The 21,540-nt window shown below is 59.5% G+C and carries 14 protein-coding genes; 8 read left to right on the forward strand and 6 right to left on the reverse strand.

What is annotated here, in order from left to right; all coding sequences use genetic code 11:
* Positions 1–783 (reverse strand): DUF1287 domain-containing protein, encoded by a 783-nt coding sequence (locus HNQ64_RS08860; RefSeq protein WP_246430995.1) that lies wholly within the window; start codon positions 781–783, stop codon positions 1–3.
* A 61-nt stretch (positions 784–844) separates the two neighbouring features.
* Here HNQ64_RS08860 and HNQ64_RS08865 point away from each other — a divergent pair, with 61 nt between their 5' ends.
* A complete protein-coding gene (locus HNQ64_RS08865) occupies positions 845–2,314 on the forward strand; it encodes a DUF1501 domain-containing protein (RefSeq protein ID WP_184207630.1) in 1,470 nt (489 codons plus the stop codon).
* 890 nt (positions 2,315–3,204) lie between these two features.
* On the opposite strand, the gene HNQ64_RS08870 is transcribed toward HNQ64_RS08865, so the two are convergent.
* On the reverse strand, positions 3,205–3,885 hold the full coding sequence (locus HNQ64_RS08870) for a plastocyanin/azurin family copper-binding protein (RefSeq protein ID WP_184207632.1): 681 nt from the start codon (positions 3,883–3,885) through the stop codon (positions 3,205–3,207).
* Positions 3,886–3,993: 108 nt separating this feature from the next.
* On the opposite strand from HNQ64_RS08870, the gene HNQ64_RS08875 reads away from it, so the two are divergent.
* From HNQ64_RS08875 to HNQ64_RS08890, 4 genes are read left to right on the forward strand one after another with little or no spacing between them, the layout of a single operon-like run.
* The gene (locus HNQ64_RS08875) at positions 3,994–6,150 is read left to right on the forward strand and encodes a thioredoxin domain-containing protein (RefSeq protein WP_184207634.1); all 2,157 of its coding nucleotides are present in this window, start codon (positions 3,994–3,996) and stop codon (positions 6,148–6,150) included.
* Positions 6,151–6,202: 52 nt separating this feature from the next.
* Positions 6,203–7,123, forward strand: coding sequence for an ABC transporter permease (locus HNQ64_RS08880; protein ID WP_184207635.1), 921 nt, complete (start codon positions 6,203–6,205; stop codon positions 7,121–7,123).
* On the forward strand, positions 7,120–8,049 hold the full coding sequence (locus tag HNQ64_RS08885) for an ABC transporter permease (RefSeq protein WP_184207637.1): 930 nt from the start codon (positions 7,120–7,122) through the stop codon (positions 8,047–8,049). Before HNQ64_RS08880 ends, HNQ64_RS08885 begins: the two co-directional genes overlap by 4 nt.
* A complete protein-coding gene (locus HNQ64_RS08890) occupies positions 8,046–8,339 on the forward strand; it encodes a hypothetical protein (RefSeq protein ID WP_184207639.1) in 294 nt (97 codons plus the stop codon). The genes HNQ64_RS08885 and HNQ64_RS08890 overlap by 4 nt, the downstream gene beginning before the upstream one ends.
* Before the next feature lie 342 nt (positions 8,340–8,681).
* Here the strand turns inward: HNQ64_RS08890 and HNQ64_RS08895 are convergent, their stop codons facing one another.
* Positions 8,682–10,079: an MATE family efflux transporter gene (locus HNQ64_RS08895; protein ID WP_184207641.1), complete on the reverse strand. Its 1,398-nt coding sequence runs from the start codon at positions 10,077–10,079 to the stop codon at positions 8,682–8,684.
* Positions 10,080–10,436: 357 nt separating this feature from the next.
* Between HNQ64_RS08895 and HNQ64_RS08900 the strand changes: the two genes are divergently transcribed.
* Positions 10,437–13,601: a PVC-type heme-binding CxxCH protein gene (locus tag HNQ64_RS08900; RefSeq protein ID WP_184207643.1), complete on the forward strand. Its 3,165-nt coding sequence runs from the start codon at positions 10,437–10,439 to the stop codon at positions 13,599–13,601.
* Positions 13,602–13,673: 72 nt separating this feature from the next.
* On the opposite strand, the gene HNQ64_RS08905 is transcribed toward HNQ64_RS08900, so the two are convergent.
* From HNQ64_RS08905 to HNQ64_RS08915, 3 genes are all read right to left on the reverse strand, one after another.
* A complete protein-coding gene (locus HNQ64_RS08905) occupies positions 13,674–14,363 on the reverse strand; it encodes a transposase (protein ID WP_184207645.1) in 690 nt (229 codons plus the stop codon).
* Positions 14,364–14,529: 166 nt separating this feature from the next.
* Entirely contained in the window at positions 14,530–15,060 is a 531-nt protein-coding gene (locus tag HNQ64_RS08910) for a GNAT family N-acetyltransferase (RefSeq protein WP_184207647.1), read from the reverse strand.
* 8 nt (positions 15,061–15,068) lie between these two features.
* Positions 15,069–15,560, reverse strand: coding sequence for a GNAT family N-acetyltransferase (locus HNQ64_RS08915; RefSeq protein ID WP_184207649.1), 492 nt, complete (start codon positions 15,558–15,560; stop codon positions 15,069–15,071).
* 148 nt (positions 15,561–15,708) lie between these two features.
* Between HNQ64_RS08915 and HNQ64_RS08920 the strand changes: the two genes are divergently transcribed.
* Positions 15,709–17,673 carry a phospho-sugar mutase gene (locus HNQ64_RS08920; RefSeq protein WP_184207651.1) on the forward strand — a complete coding sequence of 655 codons (1,965 nt, stop codon included), beginning with the start codon at positions 15,709–15,711 and terminating at the stop codon, positions 17,671–17,673.
* 125 nt (positions 17,674–17,798) lie between these two features.
* Positions 17,799–21,422: an ATP-binding cassette domain-containing protein gene (locus tag HNQ64_RS08925; RefSeq protein WP_184207653.1), complete on the forward strand. Its 3,624-nt coding sequence runs from the start codon at positions 17,799–17,801 to the stop codon at positions 21,420–21,422.
* The last annotated feature ends 118 nt before the right edge of the window (positions 21,423–21,540 follow it).

The following is a 21,540-nucleotide window of genomic DNA, read 5'->3' on the forward strand; positions in this document are numbered from 1 at the left end:
TTATTTCACCGGATGCCAGCGGTAGTGCCCTGTCAGCGGGAACTCAAACAGACGATCTTCTAACTGGGGACCGCTGCCGATGTTGTGGACGATCCAGGGCGTGTCGCCGCCATCGGGCGCAGGCACGACCAGGGCGATGTGCGGCAGTTTGCCTGCCACTGTGCAGGTGATGAGGTCGCCCGGGAGGTAATCGGCAGCCTTTTGGGTGATGGGTAGGGAGGCTCCTTGGCGCTTAAAGAAGGCTTGCAGATTCGGCACGCGGCGGTGGTCAATGTTGGAATCCGGCTTGGCTAGGCCCCAGTTTTTAGGATAGGCGGAAAAGTGCCGTTTCATGTCCTCATGCACCAGCTTTTGCAGGTCAAATCCCAGGCTGCGATAGCTGCGAATGACCTCATCTGTGCACACACCCGTATCGGCGGGTACATCGCCGCCAGGGTAGGGGATGCGCACGTAGGCCCCATCATACCGCACGGTCATGGCCGTGCGATCCAGGGCGGCATGGCAGAGACGGGTGGCAAAGCCAGTGTCAGCAGCGGGAAGTTGCGCGCGGGCAGCGGCAGCGCGTTCGGGTGCATCCGCTCCACAGGAGGAGGTGAAAAGGCTAAGGGCAGCGAGCAGGGGAAAGCGCATGAGAGGGGGAATCGCTTGGATGCCTTTCAGGCTGCCGATGTTCAAGGGGGATGGCTGATTCCATCCGTGCAATGGACTTTCCAAGGGATTCCTGGGTGATTTCGCCCACTTTGGCAAGATGCGCCCCTCATCTTCGTAAGGGCGGGTATCCATTCGTTCTTGTCTTGGTTAGGCCAGAAGGAGTAAGCTTTCACCATCCACCACCTCTACCGCCATGTTTCGCATCCCTGGAGCCCTCGGCAAAGACCTCTGTGACAAAGACCTGGGCATGACCCGGCGGGACATTCTGCGCATCGGCGGGGCGTCCATGATGGGGCTGACCCTGAACAACATGTTCCGCGCCCAGGCCGCCTCCGTGAACTCTGCTGCGGCGGGCCGTGTGGGCTGGGGCAAGGCGAAGCACGTGCTCATGATTTACCTCCAGGGCGGCCCTAGCCACCTGGACCTGTGGGACCCGAAGGAAAACGTGCCAGACAAGGTGCGCTCTGCCTTTAAGACCATCCCCACCAAGATCCCCGGCCATCATTTTACCGAGATCCTGCCCCAGCTCGCCAAGGTGAATGACAAGTTCACCACGATCAATTCGATGAGCTACACGCCTAACGGATTGTTCAACCACACGGCGGCCATTTACCAGATCATGACTGGCTACACCACGGATAAGGTGAGCCCCTCTGGCCAGCTCGAGCCGCCGAATGCGAAGGACTTCCCGAACTTCGGCAGCAACATCATCCGCCTGAAGCCGATGGATGAGCCCATGCTGCCCTTTGTCATGCTGCCGCGTCCGCTTCAGGAATCCAATGTGGTGGGCAAAGGCGGCACCGCCGGTTTCCTGGGCAAGGCGTACGATCCCTACACCCTCTATCCCGATGGCGATGACCTGGACATGGGCAAGATGGACCGCATCAAGATCGAAGACCTGCAACTGCGCCCCGACCTCTTCAGCGTGCGCCTCCAGCGCCGGGCCAAGCTGCGCGATGCCATCAATGACCAGATGCCCGCCATCGAGGAAGCCGTGAAGGACATGAGCCTGGACAGCTACTACAACCAAGCGCTGAACCTCATCGCCAGCGGCCGCGCGCGTGATGCCTTTGCTCTGGACCGTGAATCACCGAAATTGCGCGATCGTTACGGCCGCAACACCTTTGGTCAAAGCTGCATGCTGGCGCGCCGCCTCATCGAGTCTGGCACCCGCGTGGTGGAACTCATCTGGCCCAAGGTGGCGAATTCGGACAACCATTCCTGGGATCATCATGTGGGCCTGACCCAGCGCATGAAAAGCCAGAGTGGCCCCATGCTGGACCAGGGCCTGAGCGCCCTTTTTGAAGATCTGGACGCCAGCGGCCTGCTGGATGAGACGCTCGTCGTCGCCCTGGGGGAATTTGGCCGCAGTCCTGAAAAAGGCGTGTCCACCTCTGGCAATGGCAACAGCGCTGATGGCCGCGACCACTGGCCTTACTGCTACACCGCCATCATCGGTGGGGCAGGCATCAAGCGCGGTTACGTCCATGGCAAATCGGACAAGACAGGCTCCTCCCCCGCGGAAGATCCCGTGCACCCCACGGAGCTGCTAGCGACGATCTACCACGCCGTGGGCATTGATCCCGAGACCATCGTCTACAACCACCTGAATCAACCGCGCGAGCTGGTGAAGGCCAAGCCGGTGACGAAGCTGTTTGCTTAGCACAGTATTCATCACTCTCCGAGTGATGCGATCCAGAGAAAAACCTGCCCTCCACCATGAGATCCGCAGGCGGCCTCTGGGTCGGTTCTTTGAAAGCACAAAGACCTCGCGGACATTTCCCAACCCCTCACTCGGAGAGTGAGGAATACTGTACGCATCACTTTCCGAGTGAGGTGCTCCAGCGAAAAACCAGCCCCTTGCAAAGGTGAAGTCTTGGCGAGGATGGGGTGAACTCTCGACCTTTCTTGCGCCCCTCCACGGCGCACCTTTTGCGATACCTTTGGTTATGCCTGCGCCGGGGTTCTCGCTCGTGCCTCGCTCCACCCCCGGCTACCCTCCTTTCGCCCCTCTAGGGCGCAATTCTTGTGACACGTCTTGTTATCCGGTAACCAGAGGTTCCCTCTCACCTCGCGTCCTTCTTGGACGCGTGAGCCTTTCGCAATAGCGGTGGGCCAAGCAGTCTGTAGTGGGGACCGTTTTTTCTCGTCCTGGAGGGACGAAAGCAGGCAGCCGGGGGTGAAGGTGCGCAGCACCGAGAACCCCCGGAACGGCGCGAAACAAGGGGCTTCATTTCCAAAGCCTCCTGGAGGGAGGCGAGAAACGTCCGTCCGCCCCCTCGACTGCCTGCGGGAGCCAACAAATCCCCGAATGCCAGAGGCACCGTTTTTGACAGGGTAGCACATTAACCAGATGGGCAGCACGGGCCAGAGTTCCGTGTATTGTAGTCCCGGCTTTAGCCGGTCCTGGGGGAGTGCGTGAATGCAAGAGGCCTCCACACGCGCTGGAAAGTGAGTGTTTGGCACCTGCCCCCCTCTCACGTCCCTCCTTGACGCAAAACGGGCTCAGACGGAGTTCCGCCTGAGCCCGTTTTAACTTGAACGAAAGTCGTTTTACTCCACGTGCATCACACCGTTCATGATCGCGCCATGACCGGGGAAGGTGCAGAGGTAAGGGTAGTCACCAGCGGCAGGGGCGGTGAATTCCAGGACTTCGGTCTGGTTGGGTTGGAGCAGCTTCGTGTGGAAAAGGACCTCAGGGCCTTCAGGGATGTAGCCTTTGGCCATGCCATCGGGGGCGGCCACCATCTGCATGGCCAGGGCCATCAGCTTGTCTTTGCTGCCAGGGGTGCCGATGACGATGTTGTGCATCTGGGGAACCGCCGGGTGGGTGTTGTTAAAGGTGATCTTCACCTTCTGGCCCGCCTTCACATTGAATTCCTTCAAGTCGTAAGCCAGGGGATTGGCCGTGTCGGGCTTGATGGTGATCTCAGCGGCAGGGCCGGCGACTGGGGCCGGGGCGGCGGGAGCAGCGGCAGCGACTGGGGCGGCAGCGACTGGGGCGGCAGCAGCAGGAGTGGTCGCAGGGGCCGGGGGCGCTTCTGCGGCAGGCGCGGCGGGGGCTGTGGCCACTTCAGCCACCGGTTCTTTCGGGGCAGCGGCATTCCTCGCGCCGATCAGCAGGGTGGCACCCCAAAAGAGTGTGAATCCACCGACAACGAAGGCGATGATCACATTGAGGATTTTCCAGATGGAGCCGGATTCTTCGGAGGGAGAGTGGGAATGCGCAGACATGGCTAGGTTTTTAGGAGCCGGAAACAAGCACATGCAACCCCAAACGCAACCCCCAAGCCGTCCGCTGCTTGCAACCCCGGCCCCCATCGCCACGTTTGTCTCACTATTATGAGCGACTCCAGCCCCAAACACACCAACGCCCTCATCCGCGAAAAGTCGCCGTATTTGCTCCAGCATGCCCACAACCCCGTGAACTGGCTGCCCTGGGGAGATGAGGCCATCGCCAAGGCGAAAGCGGAAGACAAGCCCATCTTCCTCTCCAGCGGCTACTCCACCTGCCACTGGTGCCACGTCATGGAGCGCGAATCTTTTGAAAACGAGGAAATCGCCGCCTACATCAATGAGCACTTTGTCCCCGTGAAGGTGGACCGTGAGGAGCGCCCGGACGTGGACCTCACCTACATGACCTACGTGCAGGCCGCCACGGGCGGTGGCGGCTGGCCCATGTCCGTCTTTCTCACACCGGAGTTGAAGCCCTTTTTTGGTGGCACCTACTTCCCCCCTGAAAATGCCCAGGGCCGCATCGGCTTTAAAAACCTGCTCCAGGAGTTGCACAAAGCCTGGATGGAAGATCGGGCCAAACTCCAGGCCAGCTCGGAGCGCTCCATCGCCAAACTCCAGGAACATCTGGATGGCGAAAATGCCGAGACGGAAGTGAAAACGGACGCCGTGGTGCAAAAAGCCTACGATGACCTGGCCAGCAGCTATGACTACCACGAGGCCGGTTTCAGCGGTGCGCCGAAGTTCCCCCGCTCCAGCTCCATCAATCTGCTCCTGCGCATTCACCAAGCCTGGGTGAAGGATGAGGCGCGCAAAAGCGAGTCCGACTGGGCGGCGGAGATGTCGGTGAAAACCCTGCGCGCCATGGCCAATGGCGGCATCTGGGATCACGTGGGCGGCGGCATGCATCGCTACGCGGTGGATAGCTACTGGCACATCCCGCATTATGAAAAGATGCTCTATGATCAGGGGCAGCTCCTGTGGGCCTATGCGGAGGGTTACCTCATCACGGACTCGCCCTTCCTGGCGGATACCGCACGGGAGATCGTCGGTTATGTGCAGCGGGACCTTCGTCACCCTCAGGGTGGCTTTTTCTCCGCCGAGGATGCCGATAGCTACGCCCAGGCAGGCGACGACCATAAAAAAGAAGGCGCCTTTTATGTGTGGAAGGCCAGCGAGATTGACGAGCTGCTGGGCAAGGAAGAAGGCAGCATCTTTCGTTATTCCTTTGGCGCTCGGCGCGATGGCAATGCGCGTCCGGAAAGCGACCCTCACGGGGAACTCACGGGGCTGAACACCCTCTTCCGCGCCTACTCGGTGAAAAAGACGGCGGAGTTTTTCAAAAAGACGCCGGAGGAAGTCCTGGCCATCCAGGGCCGGGGGCTGAAGCTGCTGTTTGAAGCCCGCGCCAAACGTCCGCGCCCGCATCTAGATGACAAAATCATCACCGCCTGGAACGGTCTCATGATCGCCGGTCTAGCCCGCGCGGGTGCCGCTCTGGGAGAGCCTAGCTTTCTCAAACTGGCGGCAGAGGCGGCCCAGTTCCTGCATGATGAACTCTGCGCAACTCCAGGTAAAGGGTTGCACCGGAGCTGGCGCGCAGGCGAGCGTGGCCCCAAAGGTTTTGCCACCGACTACGCCTGCCTCATCCACGGTTTGCTGGATCTCTACCAGGCCAGTTTTGAAGTGAAGTGGTTGCAGTGGGCCGTCGCCCTCCAAGAGGAGATGGATGGTCTGTTTTTGGACAAGGAAAATGGCGGTTACTACAGCGTCCACACCGAGATGGCACACTCCGTTTTGCGCATCAAAGAAGACTACGATGGCGCGGAGCCTTCGCCGAACTCGCTCGCGGCCCTGAACCTCACCCGCCTCGCGGTCATACTGGATCATCAGGCCTATGCCGCGCAGGCGGCCAAGATCACCACACTCTTTGGCAATACCTTGCAGTCCAGCCCCTCCGCCGTGCCCGTGCTCGTCATGGCGGCAGATTTTCTGGAGAGTGGCAAGCAGCAAATCGTCCTTGCGGGCGATGCCACCTCACCCGAATTCCAAGCCCTCGCCGCCGTGGTGCATCGGCGCCTGCTGCCCAAGGCTGTGCTGCTCCATGCCGATGGCGGCGAAGCGCAAGCTTGGTTGGGTAAACAAAACGAGGCCCTGGCTGCCATGCAACCCGTGGAGGGAAAAGCCGCCGCCTACGTGTGCCAAAACTACGCCTGCCAAGCCCCCGTGACGACGAAGGAGGCGCTGGAAAAGCTTTTGGCCTGAAGCGTGATTTGGCATTGATGCTGCACCGCCTTCCCTGTTGAATCACCCGCCGATGCTCCGTTTCCTCCTCAGCCGCCTTTTGCAGGGCCTTGCCGTCATCCTTGGGGTGCTGGTGATCACCTTTGCTCTGCTGAAGATGGCCCCCGGCTCGCCTTTGCAGAGTGAGCGAAACATCCCAGACCACATTCGTGCAAAGCAGGTCATCGCTCTCGGGCTGGACCAGCCCGTTTACGTGCAGTTGTGGCGGCACCTCGTCAGCTTCGCCACGTTTGATTTCCCCGCTTCCACGAAGAATCCAGGGCGTGGGGTGGATGAGATCATCGTGCAGGCCTTTCCGGTCTCGGCCACCGTTGCCCTGGCTGCGCTCACCATCGCCATCGGCATCGGCATCCCCATGGGTGCCCTGGCGGCGGTGCGGGCAAACACCTTCGATGATCGTGCCTGCATGCTCATGGCCACCCTGGGCATCTGCACGCCCAGCATGGTCTTGGGGCCCCTGGTGGCTCTGGTGCTGGGGTTAAAACTCCGTTGGTTCAATGCGGCGGGTTGGTATGATTGGGACGACTGGGTCTTGCCATCCTTGACGTTAGGCATCATTTACAGCGCCTACATCGCCCGCCTCACGCGCGGTGGGTTGCGGGAAACCTTGGCGCAGGATTTCATCCGCACCGCTCGCGCCAAAGGCGCTTCTGAACTGGCCATCGTTTTCCGTCACTCATTCAAGCTCGCCTGCCTACCCGTGCTGAACTATCTCGGCCCCACCGCCGCTGGGTTGATGACGGGTTCCATCGTCATCGAAACCGTCTTCCAGCTTCCTGGCTTAGGCCAGCATTTCGTCGGCGCAGCGGTGAATCGGGATTTTGTCCTCGCCATGGCCACCGCCGCCTTTTACGCCGTCCTCATCATCGGCTTCAATCTGCTGGTGGATTTCCTCCAAGCACTGCTGAACCCCCGCATCGGATTCAAGTCATGAGCGATGTGATTCCCAGCAACGAGGGATTCCAGCCCTCAGCCGAAAAAGCAGCCTTGGTGCCCCTGCGGTCGCCGACTTCGGAATCCCCCGGCCAGCGTGCCTGGCGGCGGCTCACGCGCAGCCGCATCACCGTGGCGGCCATGCTGTTCATGGTGGCGCTTGTCGGCATCTGTCTTTTAGGGCCGCTGGTGTCGCCTTATTCGCAGAGTGACCAGGATCTGAATTTGAAGGCCGCAGGCCCTTCCGCCGCGCATTGGTTAGGCACGGATCCACTCGGTCGCGACCTCGCCACCCGCATCCTGAAAGGCGGGCAGATCTCGTTGCTCGTGGGAATTCTCGCCACGGGCGTCGCCTCGGTCATCGGCGTCGGTTATGGCCTCATCGCAGGGCTCACCACGCGCCGTCTGGATGCGCTGATGATGCGGCTGGTGGATGTCCTCTACGCCTTTCCGTTCATCACTTTCGTCATCATCCTGGTGCTCGTATTTGGGCGGGAACTGTGGCTCATCTTTGTCGCCATCGGGGCTGTGGAGTGGCTGACCATGGCGCGGGTGGTGCGTGGGCAGGTGCTAGCTTTGAAGAACCTGGAATTCGTCCTCGCCGCCCGCGCCAGTGGCGCAGGTTTTTGGCACATCTTGTTCCAGCACATGCTGCCCAATGTCATGGGGCCGGTCATCATCTACGCCAGCCTCACCGTCCCCGGCGTCATGCTGCTGGAGGCCACGCTGAGCTTCCTCGGCCTGGGCATTCAGCCGCCGGATGCCAGTTGGGGCGTGCTCATTCGCGAAGGGGCCGACAGCATGGAAACCTACCCCTGGCTCCTCATCGGCCCCGGTGTGTTTTTCAGCGCCACCCTGCTCGCGCTGAACCTCATCGGCGATGCCCTGCGCGATGCGCTGGATCCGAAGTCGGATGCGGGGGTGTGATTATCATTCAAACAGGCTTTGTTATGAATGATATCCGGAGACTTAGCCTAGTGGCAGCGCATCAAAAAGCAGAGGCATTGGCTTTGCAATTGATTCGAGAAACGAGTCAATTAGGGTGGATATCCACTCTCAAGGAGATCAAGGAAGATCCAATCTTGCAAACAAAGGTTGGGAAAACTCCGCGTCATTGGATCGGCCTTGTTGAACACACGAAAGTGGGCGGAGGGGCTATGGATGGTCCCGCCGTCATCAAATTGGATCTGGAACGGGCCTCCGCTCACTGGGCCTAGACGGGTCTTCAAAGGCCGAGGGAGAATCGCGAAACTGGCGGAATCAACGACCAGCTCCCGCTGCCCCTTTAGGGCTTCAGTTTGTTGAAAGCGCGCGTCGTCTCTGGAAAACGCTTCTCTGGACTCCATGAGAAATAAGCTGGCCTAACTAGAAGGGCAGTGATCGAGGCGGAGCCAAAGTAGCAAGAGCTTTAGCTCGCCATGACTCCGCCTTTGATTTGACTCGTTAAGTCTTCAGCGCGGTATGAGACGGGATGAGGCCGTGGTCGTCGCCCTGGCCTTTAAGTTACCTTCATCCGAAGGCATCCTGGAGCTGCGTCAGCCCCCCTTGAGCGGGGTTACTTAGACAACCTTGTTGGGAACCTTCTTATCCCCCAGCAACTTCCACGCCCGCCACATCAGCAGCACGGCGGCGATGCCGAGGCCCACGGCTAGGGCGGCCCAGATGCCGGTGGCGCCCCAGCCTCTTTGAATGCCCAGCACCCAGCCCAGCGGCAGGGAGATGACCCAGTAAGCCAGCACGGCGATCCAGGCGGAAACCTTCACATCATCCACGCCACGCAGGGCGGCGGCGGAGACGACTTGGAGCCCGTCGAAGAGTTGAAAAAGTCCCGCCACCAGGAGCAGCGAGGCGGTGAGTTTGATCACCTCCGGCTCATTCACAAAGGCCCGCGCCAGGGGCTCGCCCCAGAGGAAACAGACCAGCATGGAGCAGGACATGAAGGACGTGGCAAAAATCCAACTGCCCAGGAGCACCCGATGCAAACGCGGCCGCTGATTCGCCCCCACAATCTCGCCCACCCGCACGGTCGTGGCCATGGAGATGCCCAAAGGCACCATGTAGGCCGTGGCGATGCAGGTGATGGCCACCTGGTGCGAGGCCAGCGGCACCACGCCGAGCCAACCGATCATGAGTGAGGCCAACACAAAAGCCGTGACCTCCGCGAGCTGGTGAAAACTGGTGGGAATGCCGATCTTCAGCAGGCTGGCGAACTCCGACCGCTGCCACCGCACCCACCACTTCTGCGGGGTCCAGAGGTGCAGCGTCCGGCTGTTTTTCAGCCAAACAAAAAGGGCGATCATGCACAGCGTGCGCGAGACCAGGGTGGAGTAAGCTGCGCCAGCCAGCCCCATGGCGGGAAAGCCCCACTTGCCGTGGATCCACAGCCAGTTCAGCAAGATGTCCAGAAACACGGAGCCCAGCGTGATCCAGAAGGGTGGCCAGGGGCGGTTGAGGGCATCGGCATGGTTTTTCCACACCAGCGAGATGAGCGAGGGGATCAGGGAAACCGCACAGGGCAGGAGGTAGATGGGAGTCTGCAGTGTGACATCCCCCGGCTGGCTGAAATGGCCCAGGAAGGGGATGAGCAACAGCGTGGCGAGGACCACCGCCAGACCCAATCCCAGGGCCAGCCACGTACCGTGAATGACAGCGCTTTTGGCATCTTCGGGTTGTTTGGCCCCATGGGCCTGCGAGACACGCACGGAGACGGAACTCAGCAGCCCCATGCCGACCACAAAGGGCACGGCGAGCAGGGTATTGGCAAAGGTAGCTGCGCCGAGGGAGACGACTCCCACGCTGCCAATCATCACCGTGTCAGACACGCCCATGAGCATGTGGCTGAGCTGGCCGGAGATGAGAGGGAGCGCGAGTTTTAAAGTCGCCCGGTTTTCCTGGGCGAAGGTGGGCCACGGCTGGTGTGGCGGTGTAACAGGCGATGAAGAAAGAGAGGAATGCATAAACGCTGCCGCGAAAGGTTGGGGGGAGAGAGTGCAGGGACGGGCAGCGGCGCAAAAAAACCACGGCCCGGGGTGAGGGGAGCCGTGGTGGGAGTGTCGTCAGATTCGATGCACTCAGCCTGCCACAGGCCCCTGTCCGGCCAAGCGAGAGCCTGGCAGGGCGGCAAATTTGGGGCGGGCAATCCGAATCATGCGTTTAGGCTGCATCGCGGCGGCGAAATGTCAATTCCCAGGTGAGGCACCTTTTTGTCACCTGCCCCTCATTCCGAAGAAAGAAGGCTTTTGTTCAAGTGGGGAGAAGATTCATACTGCGACGTGAGTTTTTCTCCTTCCCGCCCGTTTTGCTTTGCCCTGCCTATGAACCGCCTGCTTTTGCCCCTGCTCGCCACCTCGGCGTTCGCTGCTGATTTCCCGAAACCTTTCAATTCCGAAAAAGGCGATCCCATGTCTGCCGAGGAAGCGGCCGCCACGATGCAACTGCCGCCGGGCTTCAAGTGCGTGGTCTTCGCTTCGGAGCCGGATGTGCAGCAGCCCATCGCCATGACCTGGGATGCCAAGGGCCGACTCTGGGTGGCGGAAAACTACACCTATGCAGAAAACCCCGCCCGCTGGGACACCAAGCTGCGCGACCGAATCATCATCCTGGAAGACAAGGACGGCGATGGCAAACACGATGGCCGCAAGGTCTTCTGGGACCAGGGCGCTTATCTGACCAGCGTGGAGTGGGGCCATGGCGGAGCCTGGATTTTAAACGACGGCACCCTGAGCTTCATCGCCGACAAAAATGGCGACGACGTGCCCGATGCCGCGCCCCAAATCCTGCTGGACGGCTTTAATACCAAGACCATCGGCCACAACATCGTCAACGGCCTGCGCTGGGGACCAGACGGCTGGCTGTATGGCCGCCATGGCATCACCGATACTTCCGCTGTGGGGGCTCCCGGCACGCCTAACGAAAAGCGTGTAAAGATGAACTGCGCCATCTGGCGTTATCACCCCACCCGCAAAATTCTGGAAACGGTGGCCCATGGCGGCACCAATTCCTGGGGCCATGATTGGAACGCGGAAGGTGAGCTGTTCATGATCAATACCGTCATCGGCCATCTCTGGCATGTGATCCCAGGGGCCTACTATCGCCGCATGTTCGGCACCCACCTGAACCCGCATGTTTATGAAGTGATCGAACAAACCGCCGACCATTTCCATTGGGACACCGGCGCTGAAAAATGGAGTGACATCCGCACCGGCATCAGCAACAAGACCCTGGAACTCGGCGGTGGTCATGCCCACGTCGGCATGCTCATCTATCAGGGCGGCACCTGGCCGAAAGAGTACCACGGCAAGATGCTCACCTGCAACCTTCACGGACGTCGTATCAATGTGGATACCCTGGAGCGCGAAGGCTGCGGTTACGTGGGCAAACACGCCCCTGATTTCATGCAGGCCAAAGACCCCTGGTTTCGCGGCCTCGACCTCATCACCGGCCCCGATGGCAACGTCTTCGTCTCCGACTGGAGCGACTCCGGCGAATGCCACGACAACGACGGCGTGCATCGCACCAGCGGGCGCATCTATAAGATTGTTTATGGGGAGCCGAAAAAGGCGGAGCCGTTCGATGTGGCGGCGATGAAGGATGAGGAGCTGGTCAAGCTGCTCGGAAGTGAGAACAACTGGTGGAGTCGGAAGGCAACCTTTGAATTGCAACAGAAGATGTATAACATGCAGGTTGATGGCGCAGAGCCGAGTAAATCTCCGCATGCGTTGCGGAAGGAAGTTAGAAATAATTCGGCGAAATCAGGGGAAACGACTTTCATCCTCGGAGCTTTGTTTTCCGACTTCGAAGGGCGTGCTCACATGAGGAATTACATGGAATGGGCTGAATATCTGAATGCCAAGGAGGAGTCGGTCAGAGCTACGGTAATTAACTTTTTAGTCGCTGATAATGACACTCAGGGAGAATGGTCTGAGGCATTGGCGCTCGCTCCTCGAACCTTGCAACAGAACGCCTTGCATTCACCAGATCCACAAGTGTTGGAGGATGAGATCGCGATGTGGAGGTTTGAGGGGAAATCCAAGCTCCTCCCATTGCTCAAAGTGTTCGCTGAAATGGCTAAAAATGACTCCTCCGGCCTCATCCGTCTCCATCTTGCTTCCGCGTTGCAACGCCTCCCTCTCGACGCCCGCTGGCCCATCGCCACCGCGCTGGCCCAGCGTACTGAAGACGCCAATGATCGCCAGCAGCCGCTCATGATCTGGTATGGCATCGAGTCGGCCGTGGCGGCTGATCCGATGCGCGGCGTGGAACTCATCGCCAGCGCCAAGATCCCGACGGTGCGCCGTTTGGTGGCCCGTCGCATCACGGAAGAAATCGAAAAACAGCCTGCGGCGGTGGAGGCCTTGGTGGCCCTGCTGGGCAAACAGCCCGAGCTGCAAAAAGACATTCTCGATGGCATGTCCGCCGCGCTGAATGGCTGGAACAAAGCCCCGAAACCGAAGGGTTGGGATGAAGTGGCGAAGCTCTTGGAAACAAGGAGTGAGGCCATCCTGGCCTCATCGGGTGAGGGCAAGATGCCCTCACTCCTTGAGAATGTGCGCCAACTCTCCACCATCTTCGGCGGTGGTCGTCCGATGGAAGAACTCATCCCCATCGTCAAAGACATGGAGGGGGATGCCTCCGCGCGTCGTAATGCCTTCGCCAGCCTCACCCGCAGTGCGAAGCCCGAGTTGCTGCCTCTCATTCGCGGTCTGGTGAATGACAAAGTCATCGGCACCGAAGCCCGCAGCGCCCTGGCTGCCTATGATGACCCGAGCATCCCGAAGGCCCTGCTTCAGCCTTGGCCCGGTCGCAGTTTGGAGCAGCAGACGGCCACGGTGAATACGCTCATCAGCCGTCCCGCTTATGCCCATGCCTTGCTGGACACCCTCAAAGCCGGGAAGGTTCCCGCCTCCGTCATTTCACCTTATCAAGCCCGTGCCATCGTCAGCTTGAAGAATGAAGCCCTAACCAAAAAGCTGACCGAAGTCTGGGGCGAGCTGCGCGATACTCCCGAGGCCAAGAAAGCCGAGATGGCCAAATGGACCGCTGCCTTGACCCCGGCCGCCCTGGCCAAAGGCGAGGCCCCCAAAGGCAAGATGGTCTTCATGGCCGCCTGTGCCGCCTGTCACAAGCTCTACGGCGAAGGCGGCATGATCGGCCCCGACCTCACCGGTGGGGACCGTCACAAGCTGACCTACCTCTTGGAAAACATCCTGGACCCCAGTGCCATCGTGCCTGCGGACTATCGCATGACCGTCTTCAAGCTGAAAGATGGCCGCACCATCACCGGCGTGATCCCCGAGCAAAATCCGAAGACCGTCACTGTGCAGACCCCCGCCGAAAGACTGACGTTGGAGCGCGCCGAGATCACCGAGCAGCAGCAGCTTTCCATGAGTCTCATGCCCGAAGGCCTGCTCACCGCCCTGGGCGAAGAGCAAGTCATCCACCTCATGGCCTACCTCCAGAGTCTCGGTCCCGTACAGTAGTCATCACTCTCCGAGTGATGCGATCCAGAGCGACGTCCCTCATTCCAATCTTCATCTTCCTCCCCTCAACACTCACCCTTTTCGTGATCCACCAAACCCATCACTCGGAGAGTGATGAATACTGTACTGCCGCAGATGAAACTCCGCAGGCCTGAGGCGAGCTCGGACGGGGTTTTCGGCGATGTAGCGCTGCAATCTTTTGAACTGGCTTTCGTGGCGAACGAGATGGTCGAAAGCATCCTGCCGCCAGAACCGACCTTCAGTGCCGAGCCTTTCTTGAATCCACCGGCCCGTGTATCGTTTCCAGGATTCACACTGTTTTAATAAGACGTCTTTATCCGGGAACATCGCCAGAAAATGCACATGGTTAGGCATGATGACAAAGTCCAGCATCTCATAACGGTCGCCGTCGAAATGCATCAGGCTTTCAGCCACCAGACCGCTCATCTCAGCTTCACGCAGTACACAGGTGCCGTGGCATCTGTCCAGCTCCTCATGCCAGCGTGAAGTGAAGTGATCGTGAAACTCCGCAATGACCGACGCGTCTAACTGGTAAAGCTGCCTTTTCCAATCTCGTTCAAGCACATCAATCCCACGCTGCTCCAGCCAAATTCCTCTCTCCGTCAGCCATTTTTCGACCACCTTTTTTGGCATGGAATCATGCGTCCGCCAGGTGATGAAACACACCACCCCATCTTGGGACCAATGAGGCAGCTTCCGTTGGGTGATGACCAATTGATCTTCGGGATCAAAGAAGCGCATAAGAGACCCTAGTTTTAACCAAGGCGACAACCCCGCAAGAGCAAAGGATGAAATCCGGCAGTACAGTATTCATCACTCTCCGAGTGATGCGATCCAGGGAACCGTACCTCATTCCAACCTTATCTCCGTCCCCCAGTGCATCTTCATTCGTGATCTCCCAAGCCCATCACTCGGAGAGTGATGAATACTGTACCTCATCTCTCGGAGGGAGATGGATACTGTACATCACCACATCCAGCCAGCGGCCAAATTTGTATCCGGCCTCGCGGAGGTGCGCGCAGGGGGTGAAGCCCTGCCGCTGATGCAGGCGGATGCTGGCGGCGTTGTCGGCATCAATGACGCCGATCATGAGGTGATGCCCCTGGGCCTGCGCCGTGGTCACGAGTCGTTCTAAAAAAAGTGTGCCCAAACCCTGGCCGCGAAAGCGCACATCCAGGTAGATGGAGTGCTCCACCGTGAACCGATACCCCGGATGCGAACGAAACGGGCCATAGCTGGCGAAGCCCATCAGCACCCCTTCGTCATTGATCAGGCCCAGCACCGGAAAACCAGCTTTTTGTTTGGCGGCGAACCAGGCCTCCATGAAGGCCACAGATCGCGGCTCATCTTCATAAAGAGCCGTCGAGTTGGCGATGGCCTCGTTGAAAATGGCGCGGATGGCTTCCAGGTGCTGAGGGCCGCAGTCGATCCAGGTCATGCTTTCGGTTAGGTGGAAAGTTTCGCCATGGCCGTTAGAGCAGGGCCTGTCACGCGCATGATGCGCCAGTCGCTTTTCATCTCAGCGCCCAGGCTTTCGTAAAAGCGGATGGCCGGCGTGTTCCAGTCCAGCACCGTCCACTCATAGCGCCCACAGCCCCGCTCATAGGCAATGCGGGCCACGGCGGTGATCAGCGCCTTGCCCAGACCACAGCCGCGATGCGCGGGCTGCACGTAAAGATCTTCCAGGTGCAGGCCCGGCCGAGCCAGGAAGGTGGAGTAGTTTTGGAAATACAGCGCAAAGCCCACGGCCTTTCCATCCACGCAACCCATCAGCGCCTCGGCGCTGGGGTTCGGGCAAAACAGCGTCTCCAGCAGGCTTTCCACCGTGGCCACCACCTCATGCGTCAGTTTTTCATACTCGGCCAGTTCGTGGATCAGCGCCAGGATGGTGGGCACATCGGCTTCAGTAGCGGCGCGGGTGGTGAGTGTGGCTGGCATGAGGATAAAGGTTCGCCCAGAGTGTGAGCGCGGGCGATTCGCCTGCCAAGCCTGAATTGGCCGTATCCTTCACCCCACTTTCCATCGCAGGTAAATTCACTCTGCAACGCATTGCCAAACGAGGGCATCCCGCTATCCTCGCCACACCATGTCCCTTGAAGCCACTCTCCAGTCCGCCGCCGATTCCGGTAAGCTCCTGCCCTCCAGCCTTGAAAACATCCAGGCGCTTCTCTCTGCCAGTGAAAATCCGGTCTATCGCTCCAGCATTGAAGAGCTGGCGAACTCGGCCCAGTGGGATGAGCTGAACGACCGCTTTTTCCAGGCCCTCAAATTTGGCACCGGTGGCCTGCGCGGACGCACGGTGGGTAAAGTGGTGACGGCTGCGGAACGCGGTGACGCCGCTGCAGATCAGCGCCCAGACCATCCCTGTGTGGGCACGAACGCGATGAACTACTACAACGTGGGCCGTGCCACACGCGGCCTCGTGGCCTATGCAAAGACCTACCGCGCCACCGCAGGCCTGACGGGCAAGCCGAGCATCGTCTTCAGCCATGACACCCGCCATTTCTCCGCCGAATTCGCCCAGAAGTGTGCCCAGATCGCCATAGATAACGGGGCGGATGTTTACCTTTTCGATGGCTGCCGCGCCACGCCCGAAATGTCCTTTGCCGTGCGCCATCTGCGTGCCGATGCAGGCGTGATGATCACGGCCTCGCACAACCCCGCCCACGACAACGGTTTCAAGGTCAATTACAGCGATGGCGCAGGCATTGTGGAACCCCATGCCACGGGCATCATCAAAGAGGTGAATGCCATCGTGGATGAGGCCTACAATCCGCTGCCGGAAGATCAGCAGGGCAAGCTAACCATGCTAGGCGAAGAGCTGGATGAGATCTACCTCAAGCGCGTAGAGACCATGATGCTGCAGCCAGAGCTGCTGAAGAACGAGAAGGCCAAAAACCTCAAGATCGTTTACACCGCCCTTCACGGCGCAGGTGGCGTGCTGGTGCCCGTGCTGCTGAAGCGTCTCGGCTTCAATTTCTTCACCGTGCCTGAACAGGACGTGCGCGATGGCCGCTTCCCGACTGTGAAATCGCCGAATCCGGAGAATGCCCCGGCTTTGAAAATGGCCGTGGATCTCGCCAACAAGGAAGGCGCAGACATCGTCATCGGCACAGACCCAGACTGCGACCGCATGGGTGTGGGCGTCCGCAATGCGCAGGGCGAAATGGTGCTGCTCACCGGCAACCAGACCGGTTCCCTCATGGGCTGGTATCGCCTGAAGACGATGACGGATCTCGGCATCCTCAATGACGAGACGCGGAAAAACGCCGTGTTCCTGAAGACCTACGTCACCAGCCCGATGCAAGACACCATCGCCGCTAAGTATGGTGTGCAGTGCATCAATACCCTCACCGGTTTCAAATGGATCAGCGCCAAGCTGGCGAAATACGAAGCCGCGCTGCCAGCGGAAATCCTGGCGAAGTACCGCGATCTGCCCGCCGCAGAATCCCGCGCCGCTCGTCTCCAGTACAGCAAGTTCCTCGTCTTCGGTGGTGAGGAAAGCTACGGCTACATGGGCGATGACTTCAGCCGTGACAAGGATGGCAACGGCGCCGTGGTCATGTTCGCCGAACTGGCAGCCTACGCCGCCTCTCGCGGCCTGACGGTGGTGGAACTGCTGGACGAGGTGTACAGCGAGGTCGGTTACTTCCTGGAAGTGAACCAGAGCAAGGTCTTTGAAGGGGCCAGTGGTGCCGCGCAGATCGCCAAACTGGCCGATACTTACGGCTCGAATCCTCCCACGGAAGTGGACGGCAGCGCCGTGGTCAACGTGCGCGATTTCCGCAAGGACGAGATCAGCGACGAAGAAGGCGAAGTGGTTTCCAAAGAGAAAATGCTCTTTGTGGACCTGGCCGATGGCCGCAGCTTTGCCGTGCGTCCCTCCGGCACAGAGCCGAAGATCAAATACTACATGTTTGGCCGTCAGGTACCTGCGGCTGGGCAAAAGCTCACCGCAGATGAACTGGCAGCGGCGAAGACCCGCGTCTCCGCCTCGCTGGAAAGCATGTGGACCTGGCTGGAGAAGGACATTGACAGCCGCCTGGCCTGATTTCTGCCTCCCGCTTCATTCCATGCTTTCTTCCGCAGTCTGAGTTGCGACGTGACTCAGACCGCCGATAGTCGCGCGCCCTGGGAAAGTCACCCAGGGCATTCCTCTGCATGAGCACTGCCCAAATGTCCCGACCACCCCTGCACCGGCGGCCAGAGAATGTGCCGCAGGCGCCGTTGAGTTGGCTGAAGCCCAAGCACTGGTGGCAACTGTGGAAAGGGGAGGATAGCTCCATCCTCACCACCTCCACGCGCAATTCCATGCTGCCCGTGTTGATCGAGGTCTTTGCAGGCTTTTCCAAGCTGGATGGCGAGGTGGAGGAAGGGGAAATCGAGTCCTCACTGGGCTACCTGCGGTACGACTACAGCGGGGCCATCTATGCGGACATGCGCCGCCTTTATTTTGAGGCCCTCCAGCAGCCGCAGGACCTGGCCCAGCGCGCGAAGGAACTGAGCAATGAGCTCACCATGGAGCAGAAGATCCTGCTCTGCGTGCAGCTCTACCTCCTCATCTCCAGCTCACTGACGAATCAGCGGCAGATGGTGGAGTTCTACCTCTTCATGACCAATCTGGGCATCGCCGCCCAGGCCATTGACATCGTTTATCAGCTCAATGCGGGGGACAAGCCTACCGAAGAAGACTTCACCAGCAAAAGCGGCCAGCCTTTGGAAACCCTGCGCGTGGGCTCCGGGGATGCTTGCGATGTGCTGCTGCGCTCACTCTCCGCCGACTGCTCCGTCGTCGCCTTCCGCTTTCAGAATCTGGTGCTGCTAAAGAACACCGGTGGCATCCCCATCCTGGTGCGCAGCCGCCGCCAGCCACCGGGGGATTTCTCCCGCCTGTATCCGGGCGAGCGCGTGGTGCTGGAGGACGTGACGCTGGACTACAACGACCTCATTTCCTACTTCAACTCAAAGAAGACGGTCACCGGCTCCCAGCTTTACCTCACCCTCACCGAGACAGGCGATGCCGAAATCGCCCAGCAGCGCGGTCGTGGGACGAATCTGCGCGTCAGTTTCGGCCTCGGTGTGACGGTGGAGGCCCTGCGCAGCACAGATGCCACCATCAATGGCGTGGCTTTGAAAGAGGGCACCATTGTCGAGGCCTCCATTGAGGACAGCATCATCGCCCAGGGAGAGATCGAAATCTCGCTCCGGGATCTGCGCGTGCGCGCCCAGGAGTTTGGCGGCCAGTTCCGCCTGGAAGGCAGCCGCAATACCTACCTCGTTTCTAACAAACCCGAGTTGCTGGATGAAGGGGACATTCTCCTCTCTGAAGACACCGAGGGGGAGATCCTCCTCCGCATCGAGTGCAACTACTCGCAGAAAACCGGCGAGCTGGAGGTGCTGCGCAGTTCCCGCCCCATCTACGTCGGCCAGATCCCCGTGCGTGACCGCATCATGCTCAGTGATGGCGATACCATCACGCTGGGGGAAGGGCAGTTCCTGCGCTGTCATTTCAGTGACCGCATCATCGAGGAAGAGCGCAACACCATCCGCCAGATGGAGGTGCGCGAGCTGGCCCACCGCTTTGACGGGCGCGATACCGCGCTGGATGGCATCAGCTTCATCGCCCGCCGTGGGGAAATGATCTGCGTCATGGGCCCCAGCGGCTGTGGCAAAAGCACCCTGCTACGCGTGCTCGGCGGGCAGTTGAAAACTCGCGGTGGGGAAGTGTTGATGAACAGCCTTTCGCTGTACAACAATCTCCACAATCTCACTCCCTACATCGCCTACATCCCGCAGGAAGATGCCTTTGACCCGCTGCTGAAGGTGCAGGAAAACCTGGACTTCTCCGTGGCCGTTCGCTGCCCACATTTGAAGACGGAAGAGCGGCGCAAACGGGTGGAGGCCAAACTGGCTGAACTGGGCCTGGCGGATATGCGCAAACGCCTGGCTGGAACCCCGCAGCAAAAGTATCTCTCTGGCGGTGAGCGCAAGCGTCTGAATGCCGGCCTGGACATGATCGGCATCTCCGATGTCTATCTCTTCGATGAGCCCACCTCCGGCCTGTCCTCCAAGGACAGTGAGCACGTGCTGGAGATCATCCGCAGCCTCGCGCGCAACAAGATCGTCCTCACCTCCATCCACCAGCCCAGCATGAGGCTGCTGCAGATGTTTGATAAAGCCCTGCTGCTGGATAAAGGCGGGAAGTTGGCCTACTTCGGCACGCCGCAGGGCATGATTGAGTATTTTTGGAAAGCCTACAACGATGAGACTGGCCAGCGCGAAGCCGAGATGCCGGGTAATCTCACGCCCGACTTTGTCTTCGACGTTTTAGAGACACCCCTGCGCGACATCAGTGGCGACATCATCCAGGAACGCAGTGCCGATGGCCACCTCGTCGCCGCGCGGCGTTTCCCGCCGAATTTCTGGCGAGACCGCTACCAGAGCCACCTCATGCTGGAGAGCATGGCGAAGGCCCAGGCCTTTCCCGGCAGCACGAATCTCATCGCCCGTCCACGAGAGGATACCCACACCACGGGCCGCTCACGGACCATGCCCAAGCCGCCCAAACACACGCTGCGGGAAGAGAGCATCCTCTTTTACACCCTGCTGAAGCGTGCCTTTCTCAGCAAGCTGCGCAATCGTACCAATCTCCTCACCACCTTGCTGGAGGCGCCTCTGCTCGGCTTCCTCATCTCCAGCGTGCTGAAATACAGCGAGGAGGAAAGTTACACCTACGCCACCGCCTTCCACATCCCCACCTACCTCTTCATGAGTCTGGTGGTGGCCATGTTCCTGGGCCTAACGAACAGTGCGGATGAGATCATCCGCGACCGTCACACCCTCAGTCGAGAGCGTAACCATAACCTACGTACGTTTTATTACCTCAGTGGCAAGATCATCTCCTTGAGCACCTTCGCGCTCATCCAGTGCTTCATCTACCTGCTCATCGGTAACAACGTGCTGGAGATACGAGACATGTTCTTTGTCCACCTCTGGTGGATGTTTGTCACCGCTCTAACTGGCATCTGTCTAGGCCTGGTCATCTCCAGCGTGGTCACGGATAACCGTACCGCCATCAATGCCATCCCGCTCATCCTCATCCCGCAGATCATCCTCGGCGGGGCACTCATCAAGTATGAGGAGATGAATAAAAACCTCGATTTCGTTTACTCCATGCAGCGCTGGCTGGACAAAGCCGGCGTGACGGAGGAGAGCGAGCCGAGCAAGCTCAAGGTCCCCTTCATCTGCCAGTTCATGCCTCTGCGCTGGAGCTATGAAGCCATGCTGATCTCTCAGGCGAAATTGAATCCCCTCACGGCTGCGCAAGACCAGCTCGAGGCGCGCATTCAAGAACTGGTGAATCTGCCCAAGGACATCAAGATGACCTCCGACCAGCAGCGGGATCTGGATGCGGCCAAACAAGGCCTGGCCGTGGTCTCCGGTCTCTATGCCAAAACGGAACGCGAAGCCGCTGCCAAACTGCGCGAAATTCGCGATGCCACCATGCGCGGCAGGGTCACGCCCAAGCTGCTACAAAGCGCCCTGGAGCAGGAAGATGGTGTCAGTGCGGAAGAGATCTATGTGAACCGCAAGGTGCTGGACCTCGTCACCAAAGCAGAAATGGAGCGCACCGATTACCGCCGTAAAATCCAGCCCAATGTGTTCTTCGGCACGGTGAAACGCTACTTCGGCACAGACTTCGATACCCTGTGGATCAATGCCATGGTCATCTTCATGACCCTCGCCGTCTTGATCACCGTCATCGAGATCTCCCTGCGCCGTCAACTCACCCGCGTTTGAGGAGGGTGGGTGTTGCGTTGCACGTGTTGCGCCACGCAACACAGATTCGTCGTTTTGATCGCTGAGGAGAGGTGGTTTGTTTTTGTAATCTATTGATTGCCAGTGGATTGAGGATCGA

Origin of the sequence: Prosthecobacter dejongeii, assembly GCF_014203045.1 — a bacterium.
In the GTDB taxonomy this organism is placed as follows: Bacteria; Verrucomicrobiota; Verrucomicrobiia; order Verrucomicrobiales; family Verrucomicrobiaceae; genus Prosthecobacter; species Prosthecobacter dejongeii.